We start from the raw sequence: 12607 nt of genomic DNA on the forward strand, positions 1-12607 counted from the left end.
TTCTTATGAGGGAACAAACCCGCATCGAGTATAGGGGCATATCCGCGCCACACTCCATGTAGAAATTTTTCCTACGCATCTGGACAACTTGCCATCATCGCCCGTATTGTCTGCCTCGCAGGCCACCGCAGTGGCCGACGTCGCTCGGACGGTTCCGGGCGCTTACGTACTCTCGAGGCAACAATGGCCGACCAAGGTTCGCCGCGCCGCTTTGCGCGCATAGATCGACTCCCCCCTTACGTTTTCAATATCACTGCCGAGCTGAAGATGGCTGCGCGTCGGCGCGGCGAAGACATCATCGACTTGAGCATGGGTAACCCCGACGGCGCCACGCCACCGCACATTGTGGAAAAAATGGTCACCGTCGCCCAGCGTGAAGACACCCACGGCTACTCCACCTCCAAAGGCATTCCGCGCCTGCGCCGGGCGATTTCGCGCTGGTACAAGGACCGTTATGAAGTGGATATCGACCCCGAGTCGGAAGCCATCGTCACCATCGGTTCCAAAGAGGGTCTGGCGCACCTGATGCTGGCCACCCTGGACCAGGGCGACACCGTGCTGGTGCCCAACCCCAGCTACCCGATTCACATCTACGGTGCGGTGATTGCCGGTGCCCAGGTACGTTCGGTGCCGCTGGTGCCGGGCGTGGACTTTTTCGCCGAGCTGGAACGGGCGATTCGTGGCTCGATCCCCAAGCCGAAGATGATGATCCTCGGTTTCCCGTCCAACCCCACCGCGCAGTGCGTGGAGCTGGATTTCTTCGAGCGAGTGATCGCCCTGGCCAAGCAATACGACGTGCTGGTGGTGCACGACCTGGCCTACGCCGATATCGTCTACGACGACTGGAAAGCCCCCTCGATCATGCAGGTACCCGGCGCCAAGGACATCGCGGTGGAGTTTTTTACCCTGTCCAAGAGCTACAACATGGCCGGCTGGCGCATCGGGTTCATGGTGGGCAACCCCGAACTGGTCAACGCCCTGGCGCGGATCAAGAGCTACCACGACTACGGCACGTTCACACCGCTGCAAGTCGCGGCGATTGCTGCGCTGGAAGGCGATCAGCAGTGCGTCAAAGACATCGCCGAGCAGTACCGCCAGCGCCGCAACGTGCTGGTCAAGGGCCTGCATGAGCTGGGCTGGATGGTGGAGAACCCCAAGGCGTCGATGTACGTCTGGGCAAAAATCCCCGAACAGTATGCTGCCATGGGCTCGCTGGAATTTGCCAAGAAGTTGCTGCTGGAGGCGAAGGTGTGTGTGTCGCCGGGGATTGGTTTTGGCGAGTATGGCGATGATCACGTACGCTTTGCGCTGATCGAAAACCAGGACCGGATCCGCCAGGCGGTGCGCGGGATTCGTGGCATGTTCAGGGCGGATGGGCTAGTACCCAAAGCCAGCGTCTAACTCGGTCAAAATGTGGGAGGGGGCTTGCTCCCGATAGCAGTGGTTCAGTCGATACATCTGGTGACTGATCCACCGCCATCGGGAGCAAGCCCCCTCCCACATTTGATTGGGTTTTCACCCCAGACTGTGCGGTGTGGCTTACACCACCAACGACAGCAACATGATGAAGATCAGCGCCACGATCGACAGGATGGTCTCCATCGCCGTCCAGGTCTTGAACGTCTCGGCCACGGTCATGTTGAAGTACTGCTTGACCAGCCAGAACCCCGCATCGTTGACGTGCGACAAGATCAACGAACCCGCGCCCGTCGCCAGCACCAGCAACTCGCGGTTGACGCCCGGGATCATGCCGACCACCGGCACCACAATGCCTGCACCGGTAATGGTCGCGACCGTCGCTGAACCGGTGGCGATACGAATCACCGCCGCCACCAGCCACGCCAGCAGGATCGGGTTGATCTGTGCGTTCACTGCCATATGACCGATCACATCACCCACGCCGCTGGTCACCAGCATCTGCTTGAAGCCACCACCGGCACCGATGATCAGGATGATCGCAGCGGTCGGCGCCAGGCTGGCGTCGAGCAGCTTGAGGATCTGCTTGGAATGGATGCCCTGGCGATGGCCAAAGGTGTAGAGCGACAGCAGCAACGCCAGCAGCAAAGCGGTGATCGGGTGACCGATCATGTCCATCCAGTTGCGCACCACGTTGCCTTCGGCAAAGGCGATGTCGGCAAAGGTTTTGAGCAGCATCAGGAACACCGGCAAGAGCACGGTGACCAGGGTGATGCCAAAGCTTGGCAGCGACTTGTTATCCGTCTCGCGGGCCAATTGATCGACCAGTTCCTGGGACGGGTTGCCCGGAATGTACTTGGCGATAAACGTACCGAAGATCGGGCCGGCGATGATGGCGGTTGGCAGTGCGACGATCAGGCCGTACAGAATGGTTTTGCCGATATCTGCGCCGAACACGCCAATCGCCAGCAGCGGGCCCGGGTGCGGTGGCACCAGGCCGTGTACCGCCGACAGGCCGGCGAGCAGCGGGATGCCGATCTTGATCAGCGATACACCGGTACGCCGTGCCACGATAAACACCAGCGGGATCAGCAGCACAAAGCCGATTTCAAAGAACAGCGGGATGCCCACCAGGAACGCGGCGAACATCATGGCCCACTGGACCTTCTCTTTGCCGAAGGCGCGGATCAGGGTCTGGGCGATCTGATCGGCACCGCCGGATTCGGCCATCATCTTGCCGAGCATCGTGCCCAGCGCGAGGATAATGCCGACAAAGCCGAGCACGCCGCCGAAACCGTCCTGGAACGCCTTGATGATCTTGTCCACGGGCATGCCCGAGGTCAGGCCGAGGAAACCGGCCGCGATGATCAGTGCAATGAACGGGTGCACCTTGAACTTGGTGATCAGAACGATCAACCCGATGATAGTGACCACTGCATCTAGCAGCAGGTAAGACTCGTGGGACATGCCAAACATGGGGGGTCTCTCCTGTTTGTTGTTGTTATTAAAGCGGGTGTTGAATTTCCTGCCGGGGATAGCGCTATCTTTTCCGGCAAAAAATTAATGAGTTGGTTCAAAGCCGTGCTTGAGCCACCAGGCGTTGGTCTGCTCGGCCAGCTCCTCGACGCTGTCTTCACTGGCATTGAGGGCCAGGGTCAGCGGTTCGCCCTTGGGCGATTCGAGGGTGGCGAACTGGCTGTCGATCAGGCTTGCCGGCATGAAATGGCCGGGGCGGTGGGACACGCGGTCGGCGGCCACTTCGCGGGTCAGCTCCAGGAAGACAAAGCCCAGGCCCGGCGCGGCTTCGCGCAGGTGGTCGCGGTATTTCTTTTTCAGGGCTGAACAGGTGAGCACAGGATGCTCGCCCGCTGTGAGCGACCGGCGCAGTTCATCGCACAGGATGTCGAGCCAGCCGGCGCGATCGTCGTCGTTAAGGGGGTGGCCGGCGCTCATCTTTTCGATGTTGGCGGCGGGGTGAAAGCTGTCGCCTTCAATGGCAGTGGCGCCGTTCAGGCGGCACAGGGCTTCGCTGACGCTGGACTTGCCACAGCCGGAAACACCCATGATGACCAGGGCGGTAACAGGTTGACTCATGAAACACCTCAGGACGCAGATAGCGCTACCTTTGCACAGCATAAGGCTAGTGCAAAAACAGGCTTTTCCCGCGCCGACTTGTCATTTTTATGGAGTGACGCGTGCATCTGCTCCAATCATTCGAACCGGATCAGGCAACCCTAGGTTCAATAATTTGCAGCCCTTTGGAGACAGCGCTACCTTAGTGCCTCGATTTTTGTTTGGCAAGCCGCCTGATGACCTCCAAGAACGATAAAAATACCCGCACGACGGGCCGCCCTACCCTCAATGAAGTTGCACGCCTGGCCGGGGTCAGCCCAATCACCGCCTCCCGCGCCTTGCGCGGTATCAGCACCGTGGCCACCGAACTGGTGGAAAAAGTCCAGCAGGCCGCCGCCGAACTCAGCTACGTGGTCAACCCCGCCGCTCGCGCCCTGGCGTCGGCCCAGAGCCAATCGGTGGTGGTGCTGGTGCCGTCGCTGTCCAACCTGTTGTTTATCGAAACACTGGAAGCCATCCATCAGGTACTGCGGCCCAAGGGCTTTGAAGTGCTGATCGGCAACTCCCATTATTCGCGCGATGAAGAAGAAAACCTGTTGCGCAACTACATGGCCTACCAGCCACGGGGTTTGCTGCTGACCGGGTTCGACCGCACCGAAAGCGCGCGACGAATGGTCGAGACCAGCAATGTGCCGTGCGTGTACATGATGGATCTGGACCCCAATGCCGGGGTGAACTGCGTGGGCTTCTCACAGCTGGCTGCCGGGGAAACAGCAGCGGCACATTTACTGTCCCGGGGGCGCAAGCGCCTGGCCTACATCGGCGCGCAGTTGGATCAGCGCACGTTGTTGCGCGGTGAAGGTTTCCGCCGCGCCTTGCAGCAGGCGGGCATGTACGACCCAGCGCTGGAACTATTGACGCCACGGCCCTCTTCCGTAGGCCTGGGCGGCGAACTGTTCCTGCAATTGCTGGCAGCGCATCCGGATGTGGATGCGATCTTCTTCGGCAACGATGACCTGGCCCAGGGCGCACTGCTTGAAGCCATGCGTCACGGCATCAAGGTGCCGGAGCGTGTCGCGGTGCTGGGCTTCAACGACTTGCCCGCGTCGGCATTCATGGTGCCGCGCCTGAGCAGCATCAGCACGCCACGAGAAGCCATTGGCCGCAGGGCGGCGGAGCATTTGTTGACCATCATGGCGGGCAACAAGATCGCCAAGCCGGTGGTGGATATGGGGTTTGAGTTGCAGGTGCGGGAGAGCACCTGACCCGCTCGTTCCCACGCTCTGCGTGGGAACGATCAGAAGTCTGCCTGTGTTAATGGCGGCTGTGCGTAGGGCACTTTCGGGTGCGCCGGCTTTGAGTGTCCACCGGTCTACTAACCTGCGTACAGCTGCCACCCTCATTTAACTCGCTGCTCGGCAAGGCCATGGACCAGCACACACCACGCTGCTGAGACCTTACTCGGTCCAAATGTGGGAGGGGGCTTGCTCCCTCCCACATTTTTTAACCGTGCCCACTTTACCCCTGCTAGATTGACCACTTTCCATCGCCAGGGAAGCACCATGGGACATTCACTGAAAATCTTGGGCCGCACGTCCTCCATCAACGTGCGCAAAGTGTTGTGGACCTGCCAGGAACTGGGCATCGACTACGTGCGTGAAGACTGGGGCATCGGCTTCAAGCCCACCCAGTCCACCGAGTTCCTCGCTCTGAACCCCAACGCGCAGATACCTGTGCTGATCGACGACCACGGCGTGCTGTGGGAGTCCAACACCATCTGCCGCTACCTCGTCGGCCTGTACCAACGCCACGACCTGCTGCCTGTCGAACCGGCGCCACGGGCCCGCGTCGAGCAATGGATCGACTGGCAAGCGGTCGAACTCAACCGCGCCTGGGGCGACGCCTTCACCGCGCTGGTACGCAACAACCCCGACGGCCTCGACGCGGCGCAAATCGCCGCCGCGGTGCAGCTATGGAACGACAAGATGGGCATTCTCGAACAGCAACTGACCAAGACCGGTGCCTATGTGGCCGGGGAGGAATTCACCCTCGCCGATATCTTGATCGGCCTCTCGGTACACCGCTGGCAGGCAACGCCCATGCAGCGTCCGCCCTACCCCGCCATTGCCGCCTACTATCAGCGGCTCAGCCAGCACGCCGGTTTCAAGACCTTCGCCCTCGACGGCCACAACTAAGCACAGGGACCCCACGTGAACGGACTCAACGTACTACTCACCGGCGCCTGCGGCAGAATCGGCAAGACATTTTTCCAGGCCTCGCAAGACCGCTACCGCTTCACGCTCACTGACCGCATCGCGCCGGATTTCGACCTGGGTGGACACCGTTTCGTACACGCCGACCTCAGCGATAAATCCAGCCTGGCGACCCTGCTCGAAGGCATCGACGTAATCGTGCACCTGTCGGGTATCCCCCACGCCAGTGCCTCATTCAACGAATTGCTGCCCAACAACATACTCGCTACCACCTACCTGTTCGAAGCTGCCGTGGCCGCCGGCGTGCAGCGCCTGGTATTTGCCAGCAGCGCGCAAACCATCGAAGGCTACCCGGTGGATCGCCAGATCACCCCCGGTATGCCGGTGATGCCCGCCAATATGTATGGCGTGAGCAAATGCTATGGCGAGGCGTTGTGTGGCTACTACGCAGCCAAGACGCCGCTGTCGACCATCGCCCTGCGCATCGGCGCTTTTGAATTCCCCGAAACCCACGACCTGAACAACGCCCGCGACCTCAGCGCGTGGCTCAGCCCGCGGGATGCCGTGCAACTGCTGCAACGCTCAGTGGAAACCGTCGGCGTGAAGCACCTGATCGCCCACGGCATCTCCAACAACCGCTTCAAGCGTCTGGATTTGAGCGAAACCACACGTGTGCTGGGCTACCAACCGCTGGATGATGCATTCCAGGTATTTGAAATCCCCATCACTTACTGAGTTTTCACCATGCCCGCCCAATCCACCACCGACGGTATCGACCCGCTCCGCGCCGCCCATATCAGCGCGCGCATCGATCGCCTGCCCGCCGTGGCCACCATCTGGCGCCTGGTGGCGCTGCTGTCCATCGGTGGTTTTTTCGAGCTGTATGACCTGTTCCAGACCGCCTATATCAGCCCCGGCCTGATCAGCGACGGCATTTTTAATACCGGCAGCCAGGGCGTGTTTGGCTTCTCGGACCAGGCTGCGTTCGCCTCGGCAACCTTCCTCGGCCTGTTCCTCGGCGCCAGCCTGCTCAGCCCCATCGCCGACCGCTACGGGCGCCGGGCGATCTTCACCTTTGCATTGATCTGGTACACCGTCGCCACAGTGCTGATGGGTATTCAAACCTCCGCCCTGGGCATCATCTGCATGCGCTTTGTGGTGGGCATCGGCCTGGGCATCGAACTGGTGACTATCGATGCCTACCTCTCGGAACTGGTGCCCAAGCGCATGCGCAGTTCGGCGTTTGCCTTTGCGTTTTTCATTCAGTTTCTGTCGGTGCCCGCCGTGGCCTTGATGTCGTGGTGGCTGGTGCCCCAGGCGCCGTTCGGCATCTCCGGCTGGCGCTGGGTGGTGTTGAGCAGCGCGGTGTTTGCGCTGTTTATCTGGCAATTGCGCAAGCGCCTGCCTGAATCGCCGCGTTGGCTGGCACAGAAGGGCCGTTTCGAAGAAGCCGGTGCGATCATGGACAACCTGGAAACACGCTGCCTGAAAGATCACGGCAAGCCCTTGGATGAGCCGCAACCCGAAGCCGTCAGCGTTCAAGGCAGCGGCCGTTTTGCCGATATCTGGCAACCGCCCTACCGTCGCCGCGCCTTGATGCTGATTGTGTTCCATGTGTTCCAGGCCATCGGTTTTTTCGGCTTCGGCAATTGGTTGCCGGCGCTGCTGTCGGGCCAGGGTGTCAGCGTGACCCACAGCTTGATGTACGCCTTTATCATCACCCTCGCCTACCCGCTGGGGCCGTTGCTGTTTGTGAAGGTGGCCAACCGCTTTGAAAACAAATGGCAGATTGTCGGTTCCGCCATGGGCGCGGTGATTTTCGGTAGCCTGTTCGCCCTGCAAACCAGCGCACTGGGGCTGATTTTCTGCGGGGTGATGATCACCTTCTGCAATGCCTGGCTGAGTTTCAGTTATCACTCGTACCAGAGCGAATTGTTCCCCACCAATATCCGCGCACGGGCCGTGGGGTTCTGCTATTCGTTCAGCCGCCTATCTACGGTGTTCAGCAGCCTGTTGATCGGCTTTATCCTCGAACACCTGGGCACGCCAGGGGTGTTGGCGTTTATCGCCAGCAGCATGCTGATCGTGATGATTACCATCAGCTGGTTCGGGCCGCGTACGCGTAACCTCGCGCTGGAAAATATCGCCCACTGACGGCAATGCTTGGCCGCCTGCGGCAGAGTGCTTGCCGCAACGGCCACACGACCCCCAGTAAATAGAGGGTATCGCAACCGGCACACTATTTGCTCCAGCTGTGGAACCGAACATTTACACAGGTGACCGATCATGCTGGTTAACAACAACACCCAAGCCATGTCGACCGTCCAACAGATCAAGCGACCCGATATGGACCCCGCCAACGCCGCCGCCAGCGCGTTGTACAGCGGCGCCCTGCAGGCTGCGCAGCAGAGCATCACGGTGCCATCTGCGCAGAAGGAACTGGACAAGGCTAGTGATCGCATTGACGAAGCGTTCGCCAAGACCCGTGTGCAACTGCAAGCCACGGCGTCCAGCGACGTGCCGGCATCCAGCGCTGCCGGCTCAGCCCGCAGTGAGTTCACCGATTACATGACCAAGACCCCGGCCGAGCGCATTCGCGATCAATTGCTCAAAGAACGGGGCCTGACCCTGGAGCAACTGAACGCCCTGCCGGTGGAAGAGCAAAACGCCTTTGCCAAGCAAGTGTCCGAGCGGCTTCAGCAGCAGCAACAGCAGCAGGTAGCAGCAAAGACGGTTGACCCACAGGCGCAGACGGTGAAAGAGACCCTGGCTGCTATCTAAGCTGCACAGTAGACCAATGTGGGAAGGGGCTTGCCCCTGATGGCATTGGGTCAGCCACCCAATGCAGTGACTGACACTCCGTCATCGGGGGCAAGCCCCCTCCCACATTTGGATCTCCTTTGACATGGGATCAGCAGAGTTTTCGACTATTGCAGTTGCAGCGTCGAATTGAACTGACTGATTGCATCCACCACATGCCGCGAGCCTTCCTGAATTTCAAGAATCACCTGCCCCGCTTCGTTGGCCAGTTCCACCCCAAGCCCCGTGCGGCTCAAGCTCGACTGCATGCTCGTCACCGCACTCAATGACAGGTCGTGGTTCTTGCGCACCACATCCACTATCTCCACCGTCGCCTGGCTGGTGCGGGCCGCGAGGCTGCGCACTTCATCGGCCACCACTGCGAACCCACGTCCATGCTCACCGGCTCGCGCCGCTTCAAACGCGGCGTTGAGCGCCAGCATATTGGTTTGTTCGGCAATGCTGCGGATGGTCTGCACGATGGCGCCGATGATGTCGGACTGTTTGTTGACCGCATCGATGCTGTGGGCAGCCTGGTTCAAGTCGCTGGAGATGGCCTCGATGATCTGTACCGTTTGCTGCACCACCTGCGAGCCCTTGCGGGCGCAGGCGTCGTTTTGTACGGAGGTGGCGTGGGCCGAATCAGCGGCGGTGCGCAGGGTGGTGACCTGGTCGGTGATGTCGCTGGCAAATTTCACCACTTTGTACAGGCGCCCATTGGTATCGAAGATCGGGTTGTAGGACGCCTCCAGAAACAAGGTCTTGCCGTATTTGTTTTTACGCTCGAAGCGATGGGAGTGGTATTCGCCGCGATTGAGGGAGGCCCAGAATGCCTTGTAGGCCGGCGACTCCACTTCACTGCGATGACAGAACATGCTGTGGTGCTGGCCGATGATTTCCTCCCGTGAGTACTGCACGGTACGCAGGAAATTGTCGTTGGCATTCAGGATCTGGCCCTGGGGCGTGAACTCGATTACCGCCATGGAACGGCCAATGGCGTCGATCAGGCTCTGGTTTTCGTGTTCATGGTGCACCCGTGCAGAAATATCCGACGCCACTTTGATCACACTGCGTACCTGGTTGTCGCTGTCCAGCACCGGCATGTAGCTGGCTTCAAGCCATACCTCTTCACCGCGCTTGTTCAAACGCATGAAGGTGCCACTGAGCGCCTCGCCCCGCGCCAGGTCACGCCACAACTTGCTGTATTCGTCGGTGTGGGTGTAGGCCTCATCGCAGAAAATGCGGTGATGTTTACCGCGGATCTCATCGACGCTGTAACCCATGCTCTTGCAGAAATTTTCGTTGGCTTCGAGGATCACGCCTGTGCGATCAAACTCGATCATCGCCATGGAACGGCTGATGGCTGCGAGCTTGGCATTGGCTTCGGTGAGGGCACAGGAAAAACGCTGGATTTCTTGCAGGTCGGATTTGTGCTGGCGGTTGAACATGGTCAGATCACCCTTGAGTCCCGGCGCCTGAACGGCGCATTCCATTCTTGTGTTGGTAAACCTTCACGGGGAAATAACCATTCAAAACGCTTTATAGGCCAAGCATCATTAACGGTCCTGGGTGAGCATAGACAGGGGTTGGCGCTATGCAAGGCCACTAATCAGCCAGCATTGCCAACCGGGCGCTGGCGGCGCGCACCCCATGTTCTGAAATGCGCTCAATCGATGAGACGGGCTTATTCGGGCTTGAAGACAATCTGCTGCACGTCGACCTTTCTAGGGATCAGGCCGTTGGCAAAAAACAGGTCCGCCGTGCGCTGCTGATTGGCGACGTCGATCGTCTGCAACGGACGGATCGGCGCGGGCGAGCGGTGCTCGAAGTAGCTTTTGACCACCGCCGGTGGCAGGCCAAGGGTGCCGGCCATCAATGCGATGCTTTCATCGGGTTGGTCGAGTGATAGTCGCTGCGCCTTGCCGAGGGTCTGGATAATGGTGGCGATGGCCTGGGGATGTTGCTGGGCGAACGGGCCGTTGACCACAAAGAAGCTGCCGGCCGGGTTGAGGCCCTGACCATCGCCCAGCACGCGAGCAGAGCCGTCGACTACGGCGGCCGAGTAGTACGGGTCCCAGACCACCCAGGCATCGACCTTGCCTTGTTCGAAGGCCGCACGGCCGTCAGAAGGCGACAGGTACACCACGTTCACGTCCTTCCATTGCAAACCGGCGCGCAGCAGGCTCTTGAGGAACAGGTTGTGTGCACTGGAGCCCTTGAGCAACGCCACGCGCTTGCCCTTGAGCTCCGCGACGTTCTGCACGGTGCTGGCCTTGGGCACCAGCACGGCTTCGGTCTTGCCGTCGTTGGGCTCGACGGCAAAGTACTGCAAGTCGATGCCGGCCGCCTGGGCAAAGATCGGCGGGATGTCACCGATATTGCCGATATCCAGGCTGCCCGCATTGAGTGCCTCGATCAGCGGCGGGCCGCCGAGGAATTCGGTCCATTGCACCTGGGTGCCGGGCAGCGCAGCTTCGAAGAGCTTGTGCTCACGGGCGAGCACCATACTCACCGAGCTTTTCTGGTAGCCGATGCGCAGGGTGGGAGGTTCGGCGGCGAGCGCAGGCTGGGCCAGGACGTTGAGCGCCAGCAGCGAACCCCCTAGTAGTTTTTTCAGTTTTTTCATGGGTTGCCTCATGGTCGTGATCGTGAGCGGATTGGCCGTGTGCAGTGAGTCAGGCGTGGCGTTCATTCCAGGCACAACCGCAGGCGGCCGTTAAGGGCGCGGGCCATGTAATCACTGACCGAGCGCTGGGAAATGCCCAGCTCGGCGGCGATCGCGGGGTACGTCAGGCCATTGAGTCGGGACAACAGGAACGTCGCCCTGACCTTGGCCGGCAGGCCGTCGAGCCACTGGTCGACGGCCTGCAGCGCCTCGCACGTCTGGGCCAGGTTTTCGGGGGACGGCACGCTAAAGGCTTCATCGTTATCCAGGGCGTCGAGATAGGCGCGCTCCAGGTCACGTCGCCGCCACAGCTGATACATCAGGCGCTGGGCAATGGTGGTGAGCAAGGCGCGAGGCTGACGGATCGGGGCGACGTCGAGTGCGCTCAGGAGCTGGACAAAGGTGTCGGCGGCGATGTCTTCGGCATGTGCACGGGAATCGAGTTGACGATACAAGCGGCTGCACAACCAGGCGTAATGGCTGCGGAACAGTGCGCCCACGTAGGCGGGGTGAGAGGTGTCGGCGCCGGACATAGTGGCTCCTGTCGGGTAGGGTGCGCGTTATGTCCGGTGTTCCGGTAGAGCGATCCTAGCAAGGCCTCTTATTCTTTAATAATATTTAAAATGCATTTTTATATAGCTTTATTGAATATCCGTATAGCCAAGGCTGGCGGCTTGCCGTTGGTAATCCAACAGCACCTGATAGTCGTCTTCGCTAGCGGGGAGCACGGCTTGCACACCAAGGGTTTGCACCACCTGCGGCAGGTCTTGCAACGCCAGGTTCATCGCTTCGCGGACCTGCTTCAGCTGCACATCGCTCAAGCCCGGCGGGCCGATATAGGGCAAGGTCGGGCTCGGCGCGCTGCGGGTAACCATGCGCAAACCCGCGACCTCTTCGGGCACGAAACGCGCCAGGTAGTCGTAGGTCACGCTGTCGATGGCAGCAAGGTCCGCGCGATCTTCACGCAGCCAGCGCAGGCTCTCACGGTGGGCACCGCTGACGGCGACGCTGGCGAAGAAACGCCCGTCGCGCTGCAACGGTGCCAGGCAGTGGCGCAGTAGGTTCATGCCACTGTTGGAGTCGTGGCCGTTGATCACCCCGCGGCTGTTGTAGAACTGCGCCAGGATAGTACGTGGGTTGTCAACGCGGCTCAGCAACAGGCTGCAGTGTTCGCCATTGCTGCTATGGGGCAGCTCGTAGCGGGGGCGACCGACGACGCGAACCTGGCCACGCAGTTGGGTCATCAGCGGGTAGCCGCAGGTTTGGGTGACGAGCAATTCTGGCGCCAGCCACAGGCCGGGCAAGTCGAGGTGGTCGGCGTTACGCCGATGCAGGCCCAAGCGCTCAAGGATGCGCGCAAGCCACTGTTGATTGGCTTGCTCGATGGGCTCCGGGGCGACATACATGCGCAACTCGGCATAGTGCTCACTCATGGGCATCT

Annotated in this window: 12 protein-coding genes; 6 read left to right on the forward strand and 6 right to left on the reverse strand. The window is 60.5% G+C overall.

Annotated elements, in window-relative coordinates; genetic code table 11:
* Nucleotides 1–183: 183 nt before the first annotated feature.
* A complete protein-coding gene (gene alaC / locus E4O97_RS22045) occupies nucleotides 184–1401 on the forward strand; it encodes an alanine transaminase (RefSeq protein WP_248162259.1) in 1218 nt (405 codons plus the stop codon).
* 138 nt (nucleotides 1402–1539) lie between these two features.
* Here the strand turns inward: alaC and E4O97_RS22050 are convergent, their stop codons facing one another.
* Both E4O97_RS22050 and E4O97_RS22055 read right to left on the reverse strand, forming a co-directional pair.
* Nucleotides 1540–2892, reverse strand: a complete 1353-nt coding sequence (locus E4O97_RS22050) for a GntP family permease (RefSeq protein ID WP_005790708.1) — start codon at nucleotides 2890–2892, stop codon at nucleotides 1540–1542.
* A gap of 84 nt (nucleotides 2893–2976) precedes the next feature.
* Nucleotides 2977–3510 carry a gluconokinase gene (locus tag E4O97_RS22055; RefSeq protein WP_032879784.1) on the reverse strand — a complete coding sequence of 178 codons (534 nt, stop codon included), beginning with the start codon at nucleotides 3508–3510 and terminating at the stop codon, nucleotides 2977–2979.
* 212 nt (nucleotides 3511–3722) lie between these two features.
* On the opposite strand from E4O97_RS22055, the gene E4O97_RS22060 reads away from it, so the two are divergent.
* The 5 genes from E4O97_RS22060 to E4O97_RS22080 all read left to right on the forward strand — a co-directional run bounded on the left by E4O97_RS22060 (nucleotide 3723) and on the right by E4O97_RS22080 (nucleotide 8483).
* Nucleotides 3723–4754 (forward strand): LacI family DNA-binding transcriptional regulator, encoded by a 1032-nt coding sequence (locus E4O97_RS22060; RefSeq protein ID WP_248128415.1) that lies wholly within the window; start codon nucleotides 3723–3725, stop codon nucleotides 4752–4754.
* A 297-nt stretch (nucleotides 4755–5051) separates the two neighbouring features.
* Complete coding sequence (locus E4O97_RS22065) at nucleotides 5052–5684, forward strand: glutathione S-transferase family protein (RefSeq protein ID WP_078822142.1); 633 nt, start codon at nucleotides 5052–5054, stop codon at nucleotides 5682–5684.
* Between the two features lie 15 nt (nucleotides 5685–5699).
* On the forward strand, nucleotides 5700–6437 hold the full coding sequence (locus E4O97_RS22070; RefSeq protein ID WP_032879781.1) for an NAD(P)-dependent oxidoreductase: 738 nt from the start codon (nucleotides 5700–5702) through the stop codon (nucleotides 6435–6437).
* A gap of 9 nt (nucleotides 6438–6446) precedes the next feature.
* Nucleotides 6447–7856 (forward strand): MFS transporter, encoded by a 1410-nt coding sequence (locus E4O97_RS22075; RefSeq protein ID WP_223017839.1) that lies wholly within the window; start codon nucleotides 6447–6449, stop codon nucleotides 7854–7856.
* 132 nt (nucleotides 7857–7988) lie between these two features.
* Entirely contained in the window at nucleotides 7989–8483 is a 495-nt protein-coding gene (locus E4O97_RS22080) for a hypothetical protein (protein WP_078822144.1), read from the forward strand.
* 146 nt (nucleotides 8484–8629) lie between these two features.
* On the opposite strand, the gene E4O97_RS22085 is transcribed toward E4O97_RS22080, so the two are convergent.
* From E4O97_RS22085 to E4O97_RS22100, 4 genes are all read right to left on the reverse strand, one after another.
* On the reverse strand, nucleotides 8630–9949 hold the full coding sequence (locus E4O97_RS22085) for a PAS domain-containing methyl-accepting chemotaxis protein (protein ID WP_248162260.1): 1320 nt from the start codon (nucleotides 9947–9949) through the stop codon (nucleotides 8630–8632).
* 236 nt (nucleotides 9950–10185) lie between these two features.
* Nucleotides 10186–11127: an aliphatic sulfonate ABC transporter substrate-binding protein gene (locus E4O97_RS22090; protein ID WP_248162261.1), complete on the reverse strand. Its 942-nt coding sequence runs from the start codon at nucleotides 11125–11127 to the stop codon at nucleotides 10186–10188.
* A gap of 62 nt (nucleotides 11128–11189) precedes the next feature.
* Nucleotides 11190–11699 (reverse strand): sigma-70 family RNA polymerase sigma factor, encoded by a 510-nt coding sequence (locus E4O97_RS22095; RefSeq protein ID WP_078822146.1) that lies wholly within the window; start codon nucleotides 11697–11699, stop codon nucleotides 11190–11192.
* Between the two features lie 108 nt (nucleotides 11700–11807).
* Nucleotides 11808–12599: a PhnD/SsuA/transferrin family substrate-binding protein gene (locus E4O97_RS22100; protein WP_103734758.1), complete on the reverse strand. Its 792-nt coding sequence runs from the start codon at nucleotides 12597–12599 to the stop codon at nucleotides 11808–11810.
* Nucleotides 12600–12607: the final 8 nt, after the last annotated feature.

Origin of the sequence: Pseudomonas sp. W15Feb34 (genome assembly GCF_023127765.1) — a bacterium.
Lineage (GTDB): Bacteria > Pseudomonadota > Gammaproteobacteria > Pseudomonadales > Pseudomonadaceae > Aquipseudomonas > Aquipseudomonas synxantha_A.